Genomic DNA, 22,875 nt, shown 5'->3' with positions numbered 1-22,875 from the left:
CAGGGCCACATCGAAGCGCGCGGCTCTCGGCCCCATCTTCCGCCCCGCGAAATGCAAAAAGGGCCGCATGACGCGGCCCTTTCGCAATGGTGTTGGGATCGGCGATCACTCCGCCGGGATCGCGTCCTTCTCCTGCGACAGCGGATGCGGGATATGGGCCAGCATCTCCTTCGGGCAGATCTGGACGAAATGGGCCTTCTCGGTGTCCCAATGCTGCAGGATGTCGGCAGCCCGGCGGCTGCCCGTTTCCTGCGCGTGACGCTCCACCAGATCGCGCAGCTGGGCTTCCCAATGATCCACGGTGACCGGGCAGGTGACCAGCGTTTCCATGTTCATCATGTCTGCGGCCTGACCTTCGGGGTCGTAGAGATAGGCCATGCCCCCGGTCATCCCGGCACCGAAATTCGGCCCGATCGAGCCGAGGATCACCGCAACGCCGCCGGTCATGTATTCACACCCGTTGGAGCCACAGCCCTCGATCACCACTTTCGCACCGGAGTTCCGCACCGCGAAACGCTCCCCCGCGCGGCCTGCCGCGAACAGATAGCCATCAGTCGCGCCATAAAGCACGGTGTTGCCGATGATCGTGTTCTCATGCGCGACAAGCGGCGAGTTCATCGGCGGGCGCACCACAACGGTCGCGCCCGACAGGCCCTTGCCGACATAGTCGTTGGCATCGCCCGACACTTCCAGCTTCAACCCCGGCGCGCCGAAGGCCCCGAGCGACTGCCCGGCGGAGCCGGTGAGCTTGATCGTCAGGTGATCGGGCTGAAGGTTGTTGCGCATGCCGAAGCGCTTGACGATATGGCTCGACGTGCGCGTGCCGATGGTCCGCAGCGTGTTCTGCACCGCGTAACTCAGCTGCATCTTTTCGCCTTCGTCGAGGAAGCGCGCGGCATCCTCCACGATTTCGGCATCCAGCGTGTCGAGCACGGCATTGCGCGGCTTGTTGCGGTCATAGACGATCTTCTCTGCGCCCGTGACCGTCACCAGCAGCGGGTTCAGGTCAAGATCGTCGAGATGCGCGTTGCCCCGGCTCACCTGCGTCAGCAGATCGGCGCGGCCGATCACCTCATCGAGCGACCGCGCGCCGATGGAGGCGAGGATTTCCCGCACTTCCTGCGCGTAGAAGGTGATGAGGTTCACGACCTTGTCGGCATTGCCGGTGAACTTCGCCCGCAGCGCGTCGTCCTGCGTGCAGACGCCCACCGGACAGGTGTTCGACTGGCACTGACGCACCATGATGCAGCCCATCGCGATCAGGGCGGCGGTGCCGATGCCGTATTCCTCGGCGCCCATCATCGCGGCCATGACAATGTCACGACCGGTCCGCAGACCACCATCGGTGCGCAGCGTCACCCGCTCACGCAGGTTGTTCATCGCCAGAACCTGATGCGCCTCGCTCAGACCCATCTCCCACGGCAGACCCGCATATTTGATCGAGGTCGCGGGCGATGCGCCGGTGCCGCCGTTATGGCCCGAAATCAGGATCACGTCAGCCTTCGCCTTGGCCACACCCGCCGCGATCGTGCCCACGCCGGAGGAGGCGACCAGCTTCACCGTCACCTTGCAGCGCGGGTTGATCTGCTTCAGATCGTAGATCAGCTGCGCCAGATCCTCGATCGAGTAGATGTCGTGATGCGGCGGCGGCGAGATCAGCGTGACGCCCTTGGTCGAATGGCGCAGCCGCGCGATCAGGTCGGTGACCTTCATGCCCGGAAGCTGACCGCCCTCGCCCGGCTTGGCGCCCTGCGCGACCTTGATCTCAAGCTCTTCGCACTGGTTGAGGTATTCGGCAGTGACGCCGAACCGGCCAGATGCGACCTGCTTGATCTTGGCGCTGGGGTTGTCGCCATTGGCCTCCGGCACGAAATGCGCCGGATCTTCGCCGCCCTCGCCGCTGTCGGATTTCGCACCGATGCGGTTCATGGCGACATTGAGGGTCTTATGCGCCTCCGGCGACAGCGCGCCAAGGCTCATCCCCGGCGTGACGAAACGCTTGCGGATCGAGGTGATGCTTTCCACCTCTTCGATCGGGATCGACCCGCCCAGCGGCTTGATGTCCAGCAGATCGCGCAGATGGATCGGCGGGTTGGACCGCATCTTGGCGGAATACTGTTTCCACAACTCATGGCTGGCACGGTTACACGCCGCCTGAAGCATGTGCATCGAGGTCGCTTCCCACGCGTGGGTCTCGCCCTGCTTGCGAGCCTTGTAGAAGCCGCCGATGGGCAGAACATTTGCCCCGGACCGCCAGCCGCGCGCATGCACGTCTTCGACCTTGCGCTGAATGCCGGACACACCGATGCCGCTGATGCGGCTGGTCATGCCGGGGAAATATTCGGCCACCATCGCACGGGACAGGCCCACGGCTTCGAAATTCAGACCGCCACGATAGGAGGAGATCACCGAAATCCCCATCTTGGCCATGATCTTCAGCAGGCCCTGATCCACCGCTTCGCGATATTTCTGCACCGCGTCGGTCAGCGAGCCGTCGAGCAGGCCGCGCTCGATCCGGTCGGCGAGGCTGTCCTCGGCCAGATAGGGGTTCACCACCGTCGCGCCACAGCCGATCAGCACCGCGAAATAGTGCGGATCGATACATTCGGCGGACCGCACCCCGACGGAGCAGAACGTGCGCAGGCCTTTGCGGGTCAGCCAGCTATGCACGGCCGAGGTCGCAAGGATCATCGGCATCGGCACGCGATCTGCGCCCTGATGCTGATCGGTCAGCACGATATGCCCACCACCGGCGCGCACCGCATCCTCCGCTTCCTCGCGGATGCGGGTCAGGTTGTCTGCCAGCGCCGTCGGCCCGCCATCGGCGGGAAAGGTGCAGTCGATTTCCGTCATCGGCGCGTTGAAGTGGCGCACCATTTCGTCGAACTGCGCGTTGCCCACGAACGGGCTGTCGAGCACGAGGATCTCGGTCTGGCTGCTGTCCTCGTCGAGCACGTTCTTGAGGTTGCCGAACCGGGTCTTCAGGCTCATCACGCGGAATTCGCGCAGCGAGTCGATCGGCGGGTTCGTCACCTGGCTGAAGTTCTGGCGGAAGAAGTGGCTCAGCGGGCGGTATTTCTCAGACAAAACGGCAGAGGGGGTGTCATCCCCCATCGAGGCCAGCGTTTCCTTGCCGTCCTCGGCCATCGGCGCAAGGATCTGTTCCAGCTCTTCGATGGAATAGCCCGCAGCGACCTGCCGCTGCCGCAGATCATCGCCCGAAAACAGCGCCTTTTCGGTCACCGCGTTCAGGGACTCGTCCAGTTCGTTGATCTTGCCGACCCACTCACCGAAGGGCTGCGCCTCGGCCAGCTTGTTCTTGATCTCGACATCATGGAACAGCTGTCCGTTCTGCATGTCGACGGCGATCATCTGCCCCGGACCAAGCGCGCCTTTTTCGCGCACCGTGGCCTCATCGGTCGGGACCATGCCCACCTCGGAACCCGCGATCAGCAGGTTGTCCCCGGTCACAACATAGCGCATCGGGCGCAGGCCGTTGCGGTCCAGACCGCCACAGACCCAGCGGCCATCGGTCATCGCCAGCGCAGCGGGGCCGTCCCACGGCTCCATCACGGAGTTGCAGTAGGAATACATGTCGCGCCATGCCTCGGGCAGCTCGGTCGCCTGTTTGGACCAGCTTTCCGGCACCAGCATCGTCTTGGCCATCGGCGCGGAGCGACCGGCACGCACCAGCACCTCGAACACCGCGTCGAGCGCGGCACTGTCGGACGCCGATTGCGGCACGATCGGCTTGATGTCTTCGGCATTGTCCCCAAACACCGACGAGGCCATGCGGATCTCGTGGCTCTTCATCCAGTTCAGGTTGCCCTTCAGCGTGTTGATCTCGCCATTATGGGCCAACATGCGGAACGGCTGCGCCAGCCACCACTGCGGGAAGGTGTTGGTCGAATAGCGCTGGTGATAGATCGCAAACGCGCTCTCGAACCGTTCGTCCTGCAGGTCGGGATAGAAATCGGCGACCTGCTCGGCCAGCATCATGCCCTTGTAGATCATCGAGCGGCACGACAGCGAACAGACGTAGAAGCCGACCTGACGGATCGCGGCTTTCTCAATCCGGCGGCGGATGACGTAAAGCTCGCGCTCGAACGTTTCTTCGTCCACGCCTTTGGTGTTCGAAATCAGGATCTGCTCGATTTCCGGCCGGGTGGCGGAGGCTTTTTCGCCCAGACAGGCGACATTCACCGGCACATGGCGCCAGCCGTAAATATAGTAGCCCATCCGCAGCACTTCGGTCTCGACGATCGTGCGGCAGGCTTCCTGCGCCGAAAAATCGGTCCGCGGCAGGAAGATCTGCCCCACGGCAATCAGGCGGTCCTGACGGGGCTCATGGCCGGTGCGGCGGATCTGATCGTAGAAGAAAGGCACCGGGATCTGAACATGGATACCCGCGCCGTCACCGGTCTTGCCGTCGGCATCGACAGCACCGCGGTGCCAGATCGCCTTCAGCGCGTTGATGCCGTTTTCCACGACCTTGCGCGACGGCTTGCCGTCGATCGAGACGACGAGCCCGACCCCGCAGGAGCTGTGCTCCTCGGTTTCGGAATAAAGGCCATTTTCTTCCATCCATTTGCGCTTCGCCTCTTCGGCGGCGACCCAGGCGGCGTCATATTTGGTCATGGCGTTTCCTTTCACTCGGATCCGGTTGGCTGGCCGCTTCGGGCGGGCTCAGGCCGGGGCTGATGCGGGAGGCGGGGCGTCAGGCCCTGCCCGTCCTGTCGGGATCGGCGGGATCAGGGGTGACCCCCGAAAGGATCTCGCCGCATTCGTAAATCGGTGTGGTCGCGCCGAAACCGGACGCGCCGGGGCGGATGATCTCCACCGGGGAATAGTCATCGGTCAGGCTGTCGCCGTCCTGATGGTAGGTTTCGACGCCGGTCAGAAACAGGCGCTCATCCTCCAGCACGAACTGGATGCCCTCGCCGCGATAGATCTCTTGCCCGCTCTCGGATTCCGACCGAATGTCGAATTCCAGCACGCGCAGGGTTTCGCCGTCGATGACGCGGGTCTCATCGGTCAGCGCATCGTGCCCCGCGTAGCGGATGGTCCGGCTGCCTGCGTCGCTCAACTCTCGCATGGCAAAGGCGTAGCTGTCGCTGCCGGTTTCCAGCAACGCGCGGATGTCGATACGGTCCGCTGGTGCGTCCTGAAGCGTCTCGCGGCTCCCATCGGCAAAGGATTGCAGGTCGATCCACTGATAACCGGGGTCGGTGAGCGATATGGAATACAGCCCTTCGGCGTCAAAGAAGGCTTCCCATGTCGTGCCCTTGGGGGCCCCGTCGCAGCGCCAGAACAGCGATACGCCGCATTGTTTGTATTGCACCGTCAGGATCGCGGAGCAGCCCTCGGGAACCAGCGCATCCGCCGACTGCGCACGCACGTCCCCCGCCGACAGCGCAAGGCCGGCGGTCAGGATCAGGGTGGAGAGGGCGGTGCGCAGGGGCATCAGCGAAAATCCGGTGTCAGGTCGGGTCACAGGCGGGGCCGGGTCCGGCCACCGCCACAGGTCATGCAGACAGGTCAGGCTTATTCTGCGGCAACCATGTCAGCGGTCGAAAGCTGTTCCAGCACCGCATCGGCGGCCTCGCGGCCATCGCGGATCGCCCAGACGACAAGGCTCGCGCCGCGGACGATATCGCCCACCGCGTAAACGCCCGGCAGGCTGGTCTCATGGGTGCGGAAATCGGCCTTCACGGTGCCCCAGCGGGTCACTTCCAGGGCATCTTCGCCCCAGAGCGTCGGCAGGTCTTCGGGCTCGAAACCAAGCGCCTTGATGACCAGATCGGCGTCTTCGACGTAATCCGCGCCCTCGATCACCTCGGGCGACTGGCGGCCAGATGCATCGGGCGCACCCAGACGCATCTGCTGGACCATCACGCCTTCGACGGCATCGCCGTGGAAACCCTTCGGCGCGGAAAGCCAAACGAACTCGACACCTTCTTCCTCGGCGTTCTGCACTTCGCGCTGGGAGCCGGGCATGTTGGCGCGGTCGCGGCGATACAGACACTTCACGCTGGTCGCGCCCTGACGGATCGCGGTGCGCACGCAGTCCATCGCGGTGTCACCACCGCCGATGACGACGACGCGCTTGCCCTTGGCGTTCAACTCACCGCTGTCATATTCCGGCACATCATCGCCAAAGGACACGCGGTTGGAGGCGGTCAGGTAATCGATCGCGCGCACGATGCCGTCGGCACCCGAACCGGGGCCTTGCAGATCGCGGGTCTTGTAGACGCCCGTGGCGATGACCACCGCGTCATGCTTACCCCGGATCGCGGAGAAGGACAGGTCTTCGCCTACATTGCAGTTCAGCACGAACTCAACACCGCCCTGTTCCAGCTGGGCGATGCGGCGCATGACCACGTCTTTCTCCAGCTTGAAGCCGGGAATGCCATAGGTCAGCAACCCGCCGCCACGGTCGTAACGGTCGTAGACAGTGACCTGCACACCCGCGCGGCGCAGCCGGTCGGCGGCAGCCAGACCACCCGGACCGGCACCGATGATCGCGACGCTTTCGGCACGCTCGATCGCCGGGGCGATGGGCTTAACCCAGCCTTTTTCCCACGCGGTATCGGTGATGTATTTCTCGACCGAGCCGATGGTCACGGTGCCGTGGCCCGACTGTTCGATCACGCAGTTGCCTTCGCACAGGCGATCCTGCGGACAAATGCGCCCACAGATCTCAGGGAAGGTGTTGGTCGCCTGACTGATCTCGTAGGCTTCTTCCAGACGGCCGGTCGCGGTCAGGCGCAGCCAGTCGGGAATGTTGTTATGGAGCGGGCAATGCGACTGGCAATAGGGCACACCACACTGGCTGCACCGGCTCGACTGTTCGGCCGCCTTCTCATCGGCGAATTCGGCATAGATCTCGTTGAAGTCCTGCGCGCGGTCCCCGGCGGAGCGCTTCGAGGGCATCTCCTTCTCGACCTTCGTGAACTTCAGCATCGGCTGCTTGGCCATAGAGCGAACCCCGTCCTTGTGGCGAATACTGACGACCCTCTATTAGACGGGGTCGCGGAGGAAATAAAGTAACTGATGCTGACCTATCAAGAGGTTTTTATTGGCCAGGCACCCCCAATAAGCCGAAATACGCGACACAAAAGGTAAGAAATATTTACTTAGTTTTGCAGAATAACAGCGATAACAGTTACTTAGGAAAATACCACATCCTGCGAAAGGCCCCCTTCCATGACGCTCTTCCATCTGCTGCTGGTCGCGGTGATCCAAGGCATAACCGAGTTCCTGCCCGTTTCATCCTCCGGCCACCTGATTCTCTTGCCGAATCTTACCGGCATGGCGGATCAGGGGCAGGCTATCGACGTGGCCGTGCATGTGGGCACGCTGCTGGCGGTGATCCTCTATTTCTGGCGCGACGTCGCCGCTGCGCTGGTGGGACTGGGGCGGCTGGTGCGGGGGCGCGCCGATACGCCGGGCGCAAAGCTGGCGCTGCTGCTGATCATCGCAACGGTGCCCGTGGTGCTGGCCGGGCTGGTGTTGAAACTCACCGGGCTCGACGATGCGCTGCGCAGCGTGGCCGTGATCGGCTGGACGATGCTTATCTTCGGGATTGTGCTTTACTGGGCGGACCAGCGCGGCGCTGAAACGCGCAGCACGGGCGACTGGACCCTCCGCCACGGTATCATCATGGGGCTGTGGCAGGCGGTGGCGCTGATCCCCGGCACCTCCCGCTCCGGCATCACCATCACGGGCGGGCGCCTGCTCGGCTATGCGCGGGAAGATGCGGCACGGCTGTCGATGCTGATGTCGATCCCGACGATCATCGCCTCGGGCACACTGCTGGGGCTGGAGGTCGCGCAGACCGGCAATCCCGACATGTGGCGCGCCGCGGGGATCGGCGCGGCATTCGCCTTTGTCGCGGCGCTGCTGGCGTTGACGCTGATGATGCGGTTGCTGCGCTCGGTCTCGTTTACGCCATATGTGATTTATCGCGTGATCCTCGGGCTTATCCTGCTGGCCGTCGCCTATACCTGATCTCGGCATTCGGGGCTGTGGCATCGCCCCCGGAACGCCGCTATGATCCGCGCGACCGGGGGCTGCCCTGCCCCTCGCAGCACAACACGGACGGAGCAGACCGATGACCGATCAGCCAGTGGCGGAGATGAGCTTTGAGGACGCGATGAGCGAACTCACCCGCGTCGTGGACCACCTCGAAAAGGGCGACGTGCCGCTGGAGCAGTCGATCAAGCTCTATGAACGCGGCGCGGTCCTGCGCAAACATTGCGAGGCCAAGCTCAAGGACGCCGAGGAAAAGGTCGCCGCCATCACCACCGATGACACCGGCGCGCCCACCGGGACGGTCCCGCTCGACGGCAATTGAGATGTTCGCCGCCCGGCTGAAGGCCGACGCCGCCCGCGTCGAGACGCGCCTGCGCGCTGAAATCGCCCGATACGGCGATCTGCCCGTGGTCGCCGCGATGGATCACGCCTGTCAGGGCGGCAAGGGGCTGCGCGGGTTTCTGGTGATGGAAAGCGCCCGCCTGCATGACATCCCCGAAGATCAGGCCATCCTGCCCGCCTGCGCCATCGAGGCGGTTCATGCCTATTCCCTGATCCATGACGACCTGCCCGCGATGGACGATGACGACCTGCGCCGGGGTCGCCCCACCGTGCATGTCAAATGGGATGAGGCGACGGCCATTTTGGCGGGCGACGCGCTTCAGACGCTGGCCTTTGGCCTGCTGGCCGATCCGGCCCTGCCGCCCGCGCGCGCCGTCGCGCTCAGCCATGACATGGCGCAGGCGGCAGGTGCCGGGGGCATGGTGCTGGGGCAAGCGCTAGACATCGCGGCCGAAACGGCCGCCGCGCCGCTGGATCTGGACCAGATCACCGCGTTGCAGGCGGGCAAGACCGGCGCGCTGATCGGGTGGGCGGCCTGCGCGGGAGCGGTGCTGGCCGGTACCGATGCCACACCGCTGCGCAGCTATGCTGCCGCGCTTGGCCTTGCTTTCCAGATCGCGGACGACATCTTGGACGTGGAGGGCTGCGCGGACAAAACCGGCAAGCGCCTGCGCAAGGATGCCGATGCCGGGAAGGCCACGTTCGTATCGCTGCTTGGGCTGGACGGGGCCCGCGCCCGCGCCGCCGAATTGGTGACGCAGGCGGAAGCGGCGCTTGACCCCTACGGGGACCGGGCGCAGGTCTTGAAGGAGGCCGCCCGCTTCGCTATCGCACGGGACCGGTAGAGCGCGGCAGATGGCGCGTCCTTCGGCCCAGTTTACACGCGCGCCTCGGGAGGACGCATGACCAGACCTGACACGCCGCTGCTGGACCAGATCGCCAGCCCCGCCGACCTGCGCCGTCTGGGTGACCGGGATCTGATCCAAGTGGCCGACGAATTGCGCGCCGAAACCATTAGCGCCGTCAGCGAAACCGGCGGCCATTTGGGGGCGGGGCTTGGCGTTGTGGAACTGACCGTCGCGCTGCACGCGGTGTTCGAGACCCCGCGCGACCGTCTGATCTGGGACGTGTCGCACCAGTGCTATCCGCATAAGATCCTGACCGGACGCCGCGACCGCATCCGCACCCTGCGTCAGGAAAACGGACTGTCAGGTTTTACGAAACGGTCCGAAAGCCCCTATGACCCGTTTGGCGCTGCGCATAGCTCCACCTCCATCTCCGCCGCGCTTGGCTTTGCCACCGCGCGCGATCTGGGCGGCATGCCGGAGCATGGGCTGGGCGATGCCATCGCGGTGATCGGGGATGGCGCGATGAGCGCGGGCATGGCCTATGAGGCGATGAACAATGCGGGTCATCTGGGCAAGCGTCTGATCATCATCCTCAACGACAACGAAATGTCGATTGCCCCGCCAACGGGTGCAATGTCGGCCTATCTGTCGCGGCTTTATGCCGGGGCACCGTTTCAGGAATTGAAAGCGGTGGCCAAGGGCGCGGTCAGCCTGCTGCCGCCGCCGCTCCAGCAGGGCGCCAAGCGTGCGCGCGACATGCTGAAATCGCTGACTGTCGGGGGCACGCTATTTGAGGAGTTGGGCATCAGCTATCTCGGCCCCATCGACGGGCACGATATGGAGCAGCTTCTGGCAATCCTGCGCATGGTGAAATCCCGTGCCGAAGGGCCGATCCTGATCCATGCCATCACCCGCAAGGGCAAAGGCTACGCCCCCGCCGAAAGCGCCAGCGACAAGGGGCACGGCGTCTCGAAATTCGACGTGGTGACCGGCAAGCAGAAGAAAGCCGCCTCCAACGCGCCGTCCTACACCTCGGTCTTCTCGCGCAGCCTGATCGCAGAGGCGGAGCGCGACCGCACGATCACCGCCATCACCGCCGCCATGCCCGATGGCACCGGGCTGAAACAATTCGCCGAACGCTTTGCCGACCGGTGTTTTGATGTGGGGATCGCCGAACAGCACGCGGTGACGTTCGCTGCCGGACAGGCCGCGGGCGGGCTGCGCCCCTTCTGCGCGCTCTACTCGACGTTCCTCCAGCGCGGCTACGACCAGATCGTCCATGACGTGGCGATCCAGCGCCTGCCCGTGCGCTTTGCCATCGACCGGGCCGGGCTGGTGGGGGCCGACGGCGCGACCCATGCAGGCGCGTTCGATGTGGCGTTTCTGGCCAATCTGCCGGGTATGGTGGTGATGGCCGCCGCCGATGAGGCGGAGTTGATGCATATGGTCGCCACCGCCGCGGCCCATGATGACGGCCCTATCGCCTTCCGCTTCCCGCGCGGCGAAGGTGTTGGCGTGGAGATGCCCGAGCGCGGCACGCCGCTGGAGATTGGCAAGGGCCGGATCGTGGCAGAGGGGAAGCGCGTGGCGCTACTGTCCTTTGGCACGCGGTTGGAAGAGGTCCGCAAGGCCGCCGAGGCACTGACCCGTCGTGGCATCACCCCCACCATCGCCGATGCACGGTTCGCCAAGCCGCTGGATCGGGAGATGATCCTGCAACTCGCCGCCGACCACGAAGCGCTGATCACCATCGAGGAAGGCGCCGTTGGCGGCTTCGGCTCGCATGTCGCGCAATTGCTGTCGGACGAAGGCGTGTTCGATGCGGGTTTGAAATTTCGCTCCATGGTGCTGCCCGATATCTTTATCGATCAGGCCAGCCCCCGCGCCATGTATGACGTGGCTGCGATGAACGCCGAACATATCGAGGCGAAAGTGCTCGATACGCTGGGCATCGCCCGGCTGGACCAAGCGCGCGCCTAGACCCGGCTCGCCCGTCTGCCCACGAAAAAGGCCCGCTTGCGCGGGCCTTTGATCTTATCGGTCATGTGCCGTTCAGGCCGGGGTGGAAGATACGCCCACCTGCGCCGGACGCAGCAAACGGTCATGCAGCATGAAGCCTTCGGCCATCACCTGAATGATGTCGCCCGCTTTGGTGTCGGGCACCGGCGCTTCGAACATCGCCTGATGATGCTGCGGGTCGAATTTATCTCCGACTTCCGGCACGATCGGCTCAATGCCGTGCTTGCCGAACACGCTCAGCAGTTCGCGCATCGTCAGCTCGATCCCTTCGATCAGGGCCTTCGACACCGTGCGCTGTTCCTCCGTCGCGGCGTCGAGCGCCCGGCGCAGGTTGTCATAGACCGGCAGCATGTCGCGGCTCAGCTTGGAGCCGCCATACTGCTCCGCCTCGCGGCGGTCACGATCGGACCGCTTGCGGGCGTTTTCGGCATCGGCCAGCGCACGCATGAAGCGATCCTTCAGCTCGTCACGCTCGGCGCGCAGTGCCTCCAGTTCAGCGTCTTGATCCGTGTCAGGCTCCTGGGCTGCCAGTTCGTCCAGCGAAAGCCCCTCCTCGCCGAGATAGTCGGCGGCGTCCTGGTCCAGATCCATATCTTTTTTCGGTTCAGCCATCTTTCACCTTATTTCCCGCGGCCCGCGATCAATTTGCCCACCAGTTGTGCCGTGTAGTCCACGATGGGCACGATCCGGCCGTAGTTCAGGCGCGTCGGTCCTATCACCCCGACTGCGCCAACGATCTTTCGGTCAGCGTTCATATATGGAGAGACCACCAAAGAGGAACCCGAAAGTGAAAAGAGTTTGTTCTCGGAGCCTATGAAAATGCGCACGCCCTCGCCCTCATCGGCTGCTTCGAGGAATTCGGCGATATCACGTTTTCGTTCAAGGTCGTCGAACAGCGTCTTGATGCGCTCCAACTCGTCCGCTTCGGTTCCCGCCAACAGATTCGACCGGCCCCGCACGATAAGCCGTTCATAGGTTTCGCCCTCATCCTGCCAGACGGCCAGCCCCTGTTCGACCATCGCCTGCGCCAAGGTGCCCAGTTCCCGACGCCGCTTGCGGATCTCGGCGGAAATGACCCCACGAAGCTCGCTCAGCGTGCGCCCCTCCGCCAAGGCGTTGAGGAAGTTCGCAGCCTCCCGCATCGAGGAGGGCGTTTGACCCGCGGCAGGCACAAACACGCGGTTTTCGACATGTCCGTCAGCGAATACCAGAACCACCAGCGCCCGTTCTGGCCCCAGCTGCACAAACTCGATATGCTTGACCGGCGCTTCATGCTTTGGCGCCAGAACGAGGCTCGCCACCTGCGTCGTGCCAGACAGGGCCGATCCGACCCTGTTAAGCACGGCGGGGATGTCGGGATCGCTGCCGCCCAGTGTTGCGTCGATCTTCTCGCGGTCCATCGCGTCGAGATCGCGCACCTCCAACAAACCGTCCACGAACATCCGCAGCCCGGTATGGGTGGGCACCCGCCCGGCCGACACATGCGGACTGCCTAACAGACCCATATATTCGAGATCCTGCATCACGTTGCGGATCGTCGCCGCCGAAACCTTCTCGGTCATGGTGCGTGTCAGAGTGCGCGAGCCGACCGGATCGCCCGTGGCAAGGTAACCCTCCACCACGCGGCGAAAAACCTCGCGGCTGCGGTCGTTCATTTCGTCAAGGAGCTTGCTGCCGTCGCTCATTCTACACGGATACCTGTTCGCTATAGGGTGCCTTCCGGCTTGCATCGGGGCGCTCTGCGGGCCTAGAGGAAGGGCAGAAAAAGGAGACCTCCGATGCGCCCATCCGGCAGAAACGTAAGCGAAATGCGGCCGATTTCAATCGAAACCGGCGTGACCCGCCACGCCGAAGGCTCCTGCCTGATCAAATGTGGTGACACCCATGTCCTGTGCACCGCAACCATCGATGAACGCGTTCCGCCCTTTCTGAAAAACAGCGGGCTGGGCTGGGTCACCGCCGAATACGGCATGCTGCCCCGCGCCACCCACACCCGTATGCGCCGGGAGGCCAAGAACGGCCAGAGCGGACGCACTCAGGAGATTCAGCGCCTGATCGGGCGCTCCCTACGCGCCGGGATCGACCGCGTTGCTCTGGGCGAACGCCAGATCGTCGTGGATTGCGACGTGATTCAGGCCGACGGCGGCACGCGCTGTGCCTCGATCACCGGCGGCTGGGTCGCACTGAAACTGGCGATCGCAAAGTTGATGAAGGCCGGGCTCATCACCTCGGACCCGATGATGGAGAATGTCGCTGCGGTCAGCTGCGGCATCTATGCCGGGCAAACGGTCGTCGATCTGGACTATGCCGAAGACAGCGAGGCCGGCACCGACGGTAATTTCGTGATGACCGGATCGGGCAAGCTGATCGAGCTTCAGGCGAGTGCCGAGGGCGCGACCTTCTCGCGTCAGCAGTTCAACGAGCTTCTGGACCTTGCCGAAGCGGGCGTGGCCGAACTGGTCGCCGCACAGAACGCGGCGGTCGCCTGATGCGCCAGTTCGACGGGGACCGCCTGATCATCGCGTCGCACAACGCGGGCAAGATCCGCGAAATCGGCGCATTGCTGGAGCCCTTCGGCATCGCCGTCTCCTCCGTCGCGGAGCTGGGCTATGAGGAGCCGGAGGAAACCGAAGATACCTTTGCCGGCAATGCCCGGATCAAGGCCCACGCCGCCGCGCAGGCCAGTGGCCTGCCCGCCCTGGCCGATGACAGCGGCCTGATGGTCGATGCGCTGAACGGCCAGCCCGGTGTCTATACCGCCGACTGGGCCGAAACGGGCAATGGTCGCGATTTCATGATGGCGATGACCAAGGTGAATGATCTGGTCGCAGCCAGCGGTGCCTCCGCGCCGCACAGCGCGCAGTTCCGCTGCACGTTGTGTCTTGCGTGGCCGGACGGTCATGACGAACTGTTCGAGGGCATTGTCGGCGGGCACCTTGTCTGGCCGATCCGCGGCGAAGGTGGTTTTGGCTTTGATCCGATGTTCCTGCCGGAAGGCGAGCAGGAAACATTCGGTGAGATGGACCCCGCGCATAAACATGCCATGAGCCACCGGGCAGATGCCTTTGCCAAGCTGGTTGCAGGGTGTTTTGACCGCTGATCGCGATCAGATGGAAGACTGGCGCCACGGCGGCTTCGGTCTCTACCTGCACTGGCCGTTCTGTCAGGCGAAATGTCCCTATTGCGACTTTAACAGTCACGTCACTGCGTCCATCGATCAGAAACGCTGGGCCCGTGCCTATGTGTCGGAGATCGAGCGCATCGGCGCCGAAACCCCGGATCGCATTCTGGGCTCTGTGTTCTTTGGTGGTGGCACGCCGAGCCTGATGGCCCCGGACACGGTGGCCGAGATCATGGACGCCGTGCGCCGCACGTGGCCGCAGGCCAATGACTGGGAAGTCACGCTAGAGGCCAACCCGACATCTGTCGAAACGGGCCGGTTCCGGGGCTATCGCGAGGCCGGGGTGAACCGTGTCTCCATGGGAGTTCAGGCCCTGAATGACGCTGATTTGCGTCAGTTGGGGCGCATGCATTCAGTGGCCGAGGCGCGCGCCGCCTTCGATATCGCCCGCAGCACGTTTGATCGCGTGTCATTCGACCTGATCTATGCCCGCCAGAACCAGACAGCCGCCCAGTGGCGCGCCGAATTGGCCGAAGCGCTGTCTATGGCGGTCGATCATCTGTCGCTCTACCAACTGACCATCGAAGATGGCACTGCCTTTGGTGACCGCTACGCTGCCGGGCGCCTGCGGGGCATCCCGGATGAGGATAGCGCCGCCGATCTGTGGGAGATCACCCAGGAACTGACGACAGCCGCAGGTATGGCTGGGTATGAGGTCTCGAACCACGCTCGCGAGGGCGCAGAATCCCGTCATAACAGTCTCTATTGGCGCTATGGGGACTATGCGGGGATTGGTCCGGGCGCCCATGGACGAATGACCCTGAACGGGCAGCGCTTGGCGACCGAAGCCCCCCGCCAACCGGGCGCATGGATCGATGCTGTAGAACGCGACGGGCATGCGGAACTTCCGAGAGAGCCGCTTTCCGGTCCCGATCAGGCGACCGAATACCTGCTGATGAGCCTGCGCCTGACCGAAGGGAGCGATTTGCGCCGCTATCGCGACATGGCAGGTGCCCCCCTGCCCGCCCGACCCCTTGACGACTACATCGCCGATGGCCTGCTGCGCCGCGATGGCGATCAGATTGCTGCCACCGCACAGGGCCGCCCGCTATTGAACGGCATCCTGCGGGGGCTACTATCGCACTGACCCGCCATTCCGGCGCGGGCAGGATCACCACCCCATGCGTGCACTCTGGATCATCTTTGGCTTGGCCGCGCTGCTGCTTGGCACAATCGGCATCGTTCTACCGCTGTTGCCGACAGTGCCGTTCCTGCTGCTTGCCGCGTTCTGCTTTGCCCAAGGATCCGAGCGGCTCCATCGCTGGCTCATCACCCATCCGCGGCTTGGGCCGCCGATCCTCGACTGGCAGGAAAACGGCGCCATTTCACGCCGGGCCAAGGTAATGGCCACGGCGTCTGTTGCGCTGGTGTTTGGGACGTCCCTCGCGCTTGGGCTGGCCTGGAAGCTTATCGCCATCCAGGCCGTGACCCTAAGCTGCGTGATGGTGTTTATCTGGTCACGTCCAGAGGGGAAGCGGACAGCAACCGGCACAGCGCGTCCAGATCTTCCAGATCGCGGTAATTGATTACCAGTTTACCGTCGCCCTGCTCCGCGTGATCGATGCTGACCTTTAGCCCCAGATTGGCGGACAGGTCAGACTCCAACGCGCGCGTATCGGCATCCTTTTCCCGGCGCGGCTGACGCGGTTTGGCAGGACGGGGATCGCCCATCCGCTTCACCAAGGCTTCGGTTTCGCGAACCGACAGCCGCTTGGACACCACGATCTGCGCCAGTTCTGACGGGTTATCCGCCGTGATCAGCGCCCGCGCGTGCCCCGCCGACAGTTCGTTGCGCCGCAGCAGCAATTGCACGTCTTCGGGCAGGTTCAGCAGGCGCATCAGGTTGGCGATGTGACTACGACTTTTAGACAGCGCCTTGGCCAGTTGCTCCTGTGTATGACCAAAGCGATCAATCAACTGCCGGTAGCCCAAGGCTTCTTCGACCGCGTTCAGATCCGCGCGCTGGATGTTTTCGATGATCGCGACTTCCAACACCTCGGTGTCGGTGAATTCGCGCACGATGACCGGCACTTCGTGCAGCTGTGCCAGCTGCGCGGCCCGCCAGCGGCGTTCCCCCGCGACGATTTCCCACGCGATCTTGCCACGCGGGTTCGCGCGAACGATCAGCGGCTGGATGATGCCCTTCTCGCGGATTGAGGCGGCGAGTTCGCGCAGCGAATCTTCGCTGAAGTCCCTGCGCGGCTGATCGGGGTTCGGCTCGATCGTTTCGACCGGCAGATTGCGCTCTGCCTTCATCGGTTCTGCCTGCGGCGCGTCGGGCCGCTCATCAAGTGATACATCTGCCATCAGAGCCGACAAACCGCGGCCCAGTCCTCTTGTTTTCTTTTTATTATCAGTCATTTAAGTCTCCTGCTCCAGCTTAACGCCAGCCCGCTCCAGCATCTCCCGCGCCAAGGCCCGATAAGCTGTGCTGCCCTTAGACGCGGTGTCGTAGGTCAGCACCGGCTGCGAAAACGACGGCGCCTCACTGATCCGCACGTTGCGCGGCACACGGGTCTGGAACACCAACTCGCCCAATGCGTCGCGTGCATCGACCTCAACCTGTTGCGAGAGGTTGTTGCGACCATCGAACATCGTCAGGACAACGCCCTCGACCCTGAGGTCCGGATTGGCGGAGGCTCGGATTTCGCGCAGCGTCAGCATCAATTGCGACAGCCCTTCCAGTGCAAAGAATTCCGACTGCAGCGGGACCAGAACCGAATGCGCCGCGACCATCGCATTAACCGTCAGCAGGTTCAGCGACGGCGGACAGTCGATCAGGATGTAGTCGAGTTCGTAACGGTCGATCCCCGGTGCGCGCAGCGCGTCATGCAGCAGGAAGCTCCGTTTTTCATTCGAGACAAGTTCGATATCGGCGGAGCTGAGATCCGTTGTCGCAGGCGCAAGGAACAGACCGTCAATCTCGGTCCGGACAACAACGGATTCGACAGGCGCATCGTCGATCAAAAGGTCATAGGTCGTCGCCTGCCGTCTGGCGGCATCTGCCCCCAGACCTGTCGACGCATTTCCCTGAGGGTCCAGATCGACCAGCAGCACGTTATGCCCAAGTTCGACAAGAGCGGCGGCGAGGTTGATCGCTGTCGTGGTCTTCCCCACCCCGCCCTTCTGGTTAACAATCGCGACGATTTTCGCGGATTCAGGCCGGGAGGGATCAAGCACGCGCGATGTCTCCAAGTGAGAGAATGACCGCATTCGGGTCGGTAATGCTGGGAGTTTTCTGAAGGGAAAACGACCAAGATTCAAGCGAAGCGTCAACCTCACCCTGATAATTCGCGCCCTTGGGGAAGAGACAGACGGCATTTGCCTTCATGAGCGGCAGAGACAGGCTCAGAAGCTTATCAAGTGAGGCCAAAGCGCGGGCGGAGATGATGTCACCCGGCTCGATTTTCGCCTGTTCGATCCGGCTCGCGCTAACGTCAGCCTGCACACCGGTCTCGCGGATGACCGTTCGTAAGAACTCGCACTTTCGCCGGTCCGATTCAACAAAAGCAAAACTCAGATCAGGCGCGTGTTCCGCAGCGAGGATTGCGCAGATAAGTCCGGGAAATCCGCCACCTGTGCCTAAATCAATCCAGCGGCCAGATCCCGGTGCGAGGTCAAAGACCTGCGCTGAATCGGCGAAATGCCGTGTCCACAGATCCGGGATAGTAGACGGCGCTACGAGGTTGATGGACTTGTTCCATTTCTCCAGCAGCGCCGCGTAGATTTCCAACCGCTCCAATGTTTCACGTGAAACATTCCGATCGCCAAACTGAGCACTCGTCATGCGGACGCCCGGCTTTCAGACTTCCGGATGCACGAGAGCAAAAGCGTCAGAGCCGCCGGGGTCATCCCGCCAATGCGCGCCGCTTGCGCAAGAGATGCCGGTCTGACCGCTGCAAGTTTCGCCTTAAGCTCATTTGAAAGACCCGAGATATCCGAGAAATCAAAGTCCGCTGGAATAACCAGTTCCTCATCGCGCCGTAGATTAGCGACATCCTTCTCTTGCCGAGCGACGTAATTTCGGTAGAGCGCGTCGCGAGCCAGCTGAACGAGCGTATCGGGTTCAATCGCATCTAAGTCGGATGAAAGCGCTGCAATCGCATCCAATTCGGCGCCGGGAAGCGCCAGTGCGGAATACAGATCGCGCTTTGGCCCATCGGCGTTCACCCTAACACCGGCTTCAGCTAACTCGCGCGAACTTACGAACTGGTTTTGAAGCAGGTCGGCAGCATGGTCGAGCTGCTCCATCTTGCGCTCGAACGCAACCTGCCGTTGCGCGCCAACCAGCCCCAGAGCAATCGCCTGCCCTGTCAGCCGTTGGTCCGCGTTATCGGCCCGCAGCGACAGACGGAATTCAGCGCGAGAAGTGAACATGCGATAGGGTTCGGTCACGCCGTGGGTGATGAGATCATCGACCATCACGCCGATATAAGAGTCTGTTCGGCTGAAATAGTGACGCTCTTGCCCCAAAGCATCGCGTGCGGCGTTCAGGCCAGCGACCAGCCCCTGCGCCGCTGCTTCTTCATAGCCCGTGGTCCCGTTGATCTGCCCAGCGAGATACAGCCCCGGCACGTCGCGCACCTGCAAACTTGCATCAAGCGCGCGGGGATCGATGTAATCATATTCGATCGCATAGCCGGGCTGTAGGATTTCGACACTCTCCAATCCGACGATAGACCGAACATAGGCGGTCTGCACATCGACAGGCAGCGACGTCGAAATGCCGTTCGGATAGATCGTATCGTCATCCAAGCCTTCGGGTTCGAGGAAGATCTGATGCGACGTCTTATCGGCGAACCGCACGACCTTATCCTCGATAGACGGACAGTAACGCGGACCCACACCGGAGATATGCCCGCCATACATGGCAGACCGCGAAAGGTTCGCTTGGATAATGTCATGTGTTTGCTGATTGGTGTGCGTAATTCCGCAGGAGATCTGCGGGGCCACAGGGGCGCCCTCGGACAGGAACGAGAACAGCACCGGCGCATCATCGCCCGGCTGCGAGTCCAGCCGTGACCAGTCAATTGTTTTACCATTCAGACGCGGGGGCGTGCCGGTCTTTAGCCGCCCTAATGGCAACTCGAAACTGTCGAGCCTTTCTGCCAGCCGGACCGAGGCGGGATTACCCATTCGGCCGCCAGGGCGGCTCACGTCCCCGATATGGATGACACCGCGCAGGAATGTCCCCGTCGTCAGGATCGTCGCAGTCGACCGGATTTCGGACCCGTCTGCCAAGACAACACCGCCGATGCGGCCGTCCTGATAAATGAGATCCGCGACCTCTCCTTCAACAAGCCTCAGGTTCTCGGTCGCGGCGATTTCGGCTTGCATCATTTCGCGGTAACGTTTGCGATCCGCCTGCGCACGCGGTCCTTGAACAGCGGGGCCTTTCTTACGATTAAGCAGCCGGAATTGAATACCTGCGTAATCCGCGACGCGCCCCATCAGCCCGTCCAGCGCATCGATCTCCCGGACAAGGTGTCCCTTGCCCAGACCGCCAATGGCTGGGTTGCAGGACATGACTCCCAGGTCACCCGCGGACATCGTAACAAGCGCTGTGCGCGCGCCCATACGAGCAGCCGCATGTGCTGCATCGGCACCTGCGTGACCGCCGCCGATCACCACTACGTCAAAGTCCAGATGTTTCACGTGAAACATTCCTCATTTACCGATGCAAAAACTGGAGAAGATCTCTCCTAGCAGATCTTCGACACCAATGCGACCTACCAATGTATCAAGCACCGAGATCGCTCCGCGGATATTCTGTGCGGCAAGTTCAGCCCTCAGTTCCGCATCCACCAAGTCTTCTTGCGCGGCCAAAAGGTACTCTGCCGCCGTCGAAAGCGCGATCTGATGTCTCAGATGAGTCGCTGCGCCCACGTGCTGCAACCTTCCTTGCAGGATTTGTCCGACCTTGTCCAACAACGCCGCCACACCTGCGCCGGTTTTGGCCGAGATTGGAAAGCCGTCGCCAGTCCGAATATCGGACTTAGCAAGGAGCCGGATGTCATCGCCGCGCGCCTCTAGATCCGCTATCGGTTCGAGGAAGATACGAAGGTCCGCCGCCTCCGCACGCTGTCGAGCGCGGCTCACGCCAATGCTTTCCACCGTATCATCCGTTTCACGAATACCTGCGGTGTCTAGGAAGGTAACCGGCAAACCATTGATATCAGTCCGCAATTCCAGAACGTCCCTGGTCGTCCCGGCGATGTCCGACGTGATAGCAACGTCTCGGCGAGCGATGGCGTTCAGAAGCGTGGATTTCCCGGCATTGGGCGGGCCGATTAAAGCGACTTCGAATCCTGAGCGAAGACGTTCCGCCTGCGCCACACCCGCGGCTTCGCGTTGGAACTCAGTCGTCAGGCGTGCGACGATATCCTCGACTTCGGGGAAAACGTTTTCCGGGATCTCTTCATCCGCGAAATCAATCGTCGCTTCGACCAAGGCTGCCGCGCGGATCAGATTGTCGCGCCAGCCTTCGGTTCGCGAACTTAGCCCGCCGGAATAGACTTGCATGGCCTGACGGCGTTGCGCGTCGGTTTCCGCGTCGATCAGATCGGCGAGGCCTTCGACCTCGACCAGATCCATGCAGCCGTTTTCGAGTGCGCGTCGCGTAAATTCTCCGGCTTCGGCAAGCCTGCACCCTTCGGTCCGGGCGAGGAGGGCCAGCACCGCATTGGTGATCGCGATGGACCCGTGCAGATGAAACTCAGCGACATCTTCACCGGTGAAGCTCGCCCCGGCGCCGAAGGTCAGCAGCAGGATGTCATCGAGCACATCGCCGCGTTCATCGCGGAGCGGGCGGCGGACGGCACGACGGGTGTCTGGTAACGGCCCAGCATAACGCGCAGCCACCGCATGGGCATCAGGGCCAGAAAGCCGCACGATACCGACCCCTGCCCTCCCTTGGGCGGTGGCGAGGGCAAAAATCGTGTCCATCGGTCTAACCCGTTGATAACGCTTGTTAAGTGTTCATAGAATCGAAGAATTCGGAATTCGATTTCGTCTGCTTGAGCTTCCCGATCAGGAACTCGATCGCATCCGTCGTGCCCATCGGGTTCAGGATACGCCGCAGAACGAAGGTCTTTTGCAGATCCGATTTCTCGACCAGCAGTTCCTCTTTCCGGGTGCCGGATTTGAGGATGTCCATCGCCGGGAACACGCGCTTATCGGCGACCTTACGGTCAAGCACGATTTCGGAGTTACCGGTGCCTTTGAACTCTTCGAAGATCACTTCATCCATGCGTGACCCGGTGTCGATCAGGGCGGTTGCGATGATGGTGAGCGACCCACCTTCCTCGATGTTCCGGGCCGCCCCGAAGAAGCGCTTGGGGCGTTGCAGCGCGTTCGCGTCGACACCACCGGTCAGCACCTTGCCGGAGGACGGCACCACTGTGTTGAACGCGCGGCCCAGTCGGGTGATCGAATCGAGCAGGATCACAACGTCGCGCTTATGCTCGACCAAACGTTTCGCCTTCTCGATCACCATTTCGGAAACGGCGACGTGACGGGTGGCAGGTTCATCAAAGGTGGAGGAGATGACCTCCCCCTTCACGCTGCGCTGCATGTCGGTGACTTCCTCGGGCCGCTCGTCGATGAGCAGGACGATGAGGTAGCACTCGGGGTGGTTCTTCTCGATGGAATTGGCGATATTCTGCAACAGCACCGTCTTACCGGTGCGCGGCGGCGCGACGATCAGCGAGCGCTGGCCTTTCCCGATGGGCGAGACCAGATCGATGATCCGCGCGGAACGATCGCGCGTGGTCGTCGGGTCTTCCAGCTCCATCGTCAGCCGCTCATCGGGATAGAGCGGCGTCAGATTGTCGAAGTTGATCTTGTGGCGCGCCTTCTCAGGCTCCTCGAAGTTGATCTGCGTGACCTTGGTCATGCCAAAATAGCGTTCCACCTCGCGCGGGGCGCAGATCACACCAGCCACGGTATCGCCGGTGCGCAGACCGTGCTGCCGGATCATCTCGGGCGACAGGTAAATGTCGTCGGGACCGGGCAGATAGTTCGCCTCGGGCGAGCGGAGGAAGCCGAAACCGTCCTGCATCACCTCCAGCACGCCATCACCGGAAATCTCCCAGCCCTCTTCCGCCCTCTCCTTGAGGATCTGGAACATCATGTCGCCCTTGCGCATGGTCGACGCGTTGTCGATCTCCAGCTCTTCGGCCATGGACAAAAGGTCGGCCGGGCTCTTGGCCTTCAGGTCAGAGAGCGAGAGTTGTTCTTGGGTCATGAATAACGAATCCGGGAAAGGCTGCCGCGTTCGCACCACGAGATGCGGCGGGACTGGGTCATATGGCAATGGGAGCACGTGACGGGACCGCCACGGTTAGCGGACATAAGCGTCAAGCGCCGCGGAGTCAATCACCGTCGGATTCGCGGAATCATGGGAATCCGAACAGCCCCTGAGAGCCACGGAGCGGACCGTGGAGTGCGATC

At 62.7% G+C, this 22,875-nt stretch carries 19 protein-coding genes; 8 read left to right on the top strand and 11 right to left on the bottom strand.

Translation table 11 applies throughout. The features are described from left to right. Positions 1–105: 105 nt before the first annotated feature. The 3 genes from gltB to CBW24_RS00760 form a co-directional block, all read right to left on the bottom strand. Complete coding sequence (gene gltB, locus CBW24_RS00770; protein ID WP_097372349.1) at positions 106–4,638, bottom strand: glutamate synthase large subunit; 4,533 nt, start codon at positions 4,636–4,638, stop codon at positions 106–108. Between the two features lie 79 nt (positions 4,639–4,717). Further along, a complete protein-coding gene (locus CBW24_RS00765) occupies positions 4,718–5,464 on the bottom strand; it encodes a hypothetical protein (RefSeq protein ID WP_088663054.1) in 747 nt (248 codons plus the stop codon). 80 nt (positions 5,465–5,544) lie between these two features. Further along, positions 5,545–6,978, bottom strand: a complete 1,434-nt coding sequence (locus CBW24_RS00760) for an NAD(P)-dependent oxidoreductase (RefSeq protein WP_088663055.1) — start codon at positions 6,976–6,978, stop codon at positions 5,545–5,547. 228 nt (positions 6,979–7,206) lie between these two features. Between CBW24_RS00760 and CBW24_RS00755 the strand changes: the two genes are divergently transcribed. The 4 genes from CBW24_RS00755 (at position 7,207) to dxs (ending at position 11,204) form a co-directional block, all read left to right on the top strand. After that, positions 7,207–8,010 (top strand): undecaprenyl-diphosphate phosphatase, encoded by an 804-nt coding sequence (locus CBW24_RS00755; RefSeq protein ID WP_097372348.1) that lies wholly within the window; start codon positions 7,207–7,209, stop codon positions 8,008–8,010. Positions 8,011–8,113: 103 nt separating this feature from the next. Continuing rightward, positions 8,114–8,356 (top strand): exodeoxyribonuclease VII small subunit, encoded by a 243-nt coding sequence (locus tag CBW24_RS00750; protein WP_088663057.1) that lies wholly within the window; start codon positions 8,114–8,116, stop codon positions 8,354–8,356. 1 nt (position 8,357) lies between these two features. Next, complete coding sequence (locus CBW24_RS00745; protein WP_097372347.1) at positions 8,358–9,221, top strand: polyprenyl synthetase family protein; 864 nt, start codon at positions 8,358–8,360, stop codon at positions 9,219–9,221. Positions 9,222–9,278: 57 nt separating this feature from the next. Continuing rightward, complete coding sequence (dxs, locus tag CBW24_RS00740) at positions 9,279–11,204, top strand: 1-deoxy-D-xylulose-5-phosphate synthase (RefSeq protein ID WP_097372346.1); 1,926 nt, start codon at positions 9,279–9,281, stop codon at positions 11,202–11,204. 72 nt (positions 11,205–11,276) lie between these two features. Here dxs and CBW24_RS00735 read toward each other — a convergent pair whose 3' ends face one another. After that, positions 11,277–11,855, bottom strand: coding sequence for a nucleotide exchange factor GrpE (locus tag CBW24_RS00735; protein ID WP_198405200.1), 579 nt, complete (start codon positions 11,853–11,855; stop codon positions 11,277–11,279). 8 nt (positions 11,856–11,863) lie between these two features. After that, positions 11,864–12,928, bottom strand: a complete 1,065-nt coding sequence (gene hrcA, locus CBW24_RS00730; protein WP_097372345.1) for a heat-inducible transcriptional repressor HrcA — start codon at positions 12,926–12,928, stop codon at positions 11,864–11,866. Between the two features lie 93 nt (positions 12,929–13,021). Between hrcA and rph the strand changes: the two genes are divergently transcribed. From rph to CBW24_RS00710, 4 genes are read left to right on the top strand one after another with little or no spacing between them, the layout of a single operon-like run. Next, positions 13,022–13,732: a ribonuclease PH gene (rph, locus tag CBW24_RS00725; protein WP_088663061.1), complete on the top strand. Its 711-nt coding sequence runs from the start codon at positions 13,022–13,024 to the stop codon at positions 13,730–13,732. After that, positions 13,729–14,343 carry an RdgB/HAM1 family non-canonical purine NTP pyrophosphatase gene (rdgB, locus tag CBW24_RS00720; protein ID WP_088663062.1) on the top strand — a complete coding sequence of 205 codons (615 nt, stop codon included), beginning with the start codon at positions 13,729–13,731 and terminating at the stop codon, positions 14,341–14,343. The genes rph and rdgB overlap by 4 nt, the downstream gene beginning before the upstream one ends. Positions 14,344–14,353: 10 nt before the next feature. After that, a complete protein-coding gene (gene hemW, locus CBW24_RS00715; RefSeq protein ID WP_097374072.1) occupies positions 14,354–15,511 on the top strand; it encodes a radical SAM family heme chaperone HemW in 1,158 nt (385 codons plus the stop codon). A 34-nt stretch (positions 15,512–15,545) separates the two neighbouring features. Continuing rightward, the gene (locus CBW24_RS00710) at positions 15,546–15,950 is read left to right on the top strand and encodes a YbaN family protein (protein WP_097372344.1); all 405 of its coding nucleotides are present in this window, start codon (positions 15,546–15,548) and stop codon (positions 15,948–15,950) included. Here CBW24_RS00710 and CBW24_RS00705 read toward each other — a convergent pair. The 6 genes from CBW24_RS00705 to rho are packed head-to-tail and all read right to left on the bottom strand — an operon-like array spanning position 15,874 to position 22,669. Then, positions 15,874–16,785, bottom strand: a complete 912-nt coding sequence (locus tag CBW24_RS00705; protein ID WP_097372343.1) for a ParB/RepB/Spo0J family partition protein — start codon at positions 16,783–16,785, stop codon at positions 15,874–15,876. The genes CBW24_RS00710 and CBW24_RS00705 overlap by 77 nt on opposite strands. Next, complete coding sequence (locus CBW24_RS00700) at positions 16,786–17,604, bottom strand: ParA family protein (RefSeq protein ID WP_097372342.1); 819 nt, start codon at positions 17,602–17,604, stop codon at positions 16,786–16,788. It abuts the gene before it with no gap. Further along, the gene (gene rsmG, locus CBW24_RS00695) at positions 17,597–18,211 is read right to left on the bottom strand and encodes a 16S rRNA (guanine(527)-N(7))-methyltransferase RsmG (protein ID WP_097372341.1); all 615 of its coding nucleotides are present in this window, start codon (positions 18,209–18,211) and stop codon (positions 17,597–17,599) included. The genes CBW24_RS00700 and rsmG overlap by 8 nt, the downstream gene beginning before the upstream one ends. After that, a complete protein-coding gene (gene mnmG, locus CBW24_RS00690; protein ID WP_198405198.1) occupies positions 18,208–20,088 on the bottom strand; it encodes a tRNA uridine-5-carboxymethylaminomethyl(34) synthesis enzyme MnmG in 1,881 nt (626 codons plus the stop codon). Before mnmG ends, rsmG begins: the two co-directional genes overlap by 4 nt. Positions 20,089–20,091: 3 nt before the next feature. Further along, a complete protein-coding gene (mnmE, locus tag CBW24_RS00685; RefSeq protein ID WP_097372340.1) occupies positions 20,092–21,369 on the bottom strand; it encodes a tRNA uridine-5-carboxymethylaminomethyl(34) synthesis GTPase MnmE in 1,278 nt (425 codons plus the stop codon). A gap of 25 nt (positions 21,370–21,394) precedes the next feature. Beyond that, positions 21,395–22,669: a transcription termination factor Rho gene (gene rho, locus CBW24_RS00680; protein WP_088663068.1), complete on the bottom strand. Its 1,275-nt coding sequence runs from the start codon at positions 22,667–22,669 to the stop codon at positions 21,395–21,397. Between the last annotated feature and the right edge of the window lie 206 nt (positions 22,670–22,875).

This window comes from Pacificitalea manganoxidans, from assembly GCF_002504165.1.
GTDB lineage: Bacteria > Pseudomonadota > Alphaproteobacteria > Rhodobacterales > Rhodobacteraceae > Pacificitalea > Pacificitalea manganoxidans.
The sequence above is the reverse complement of the archived record's forward strand: the minus strand, read 5'-3'. Positions and strand labels throughout refer to the sequence as shown.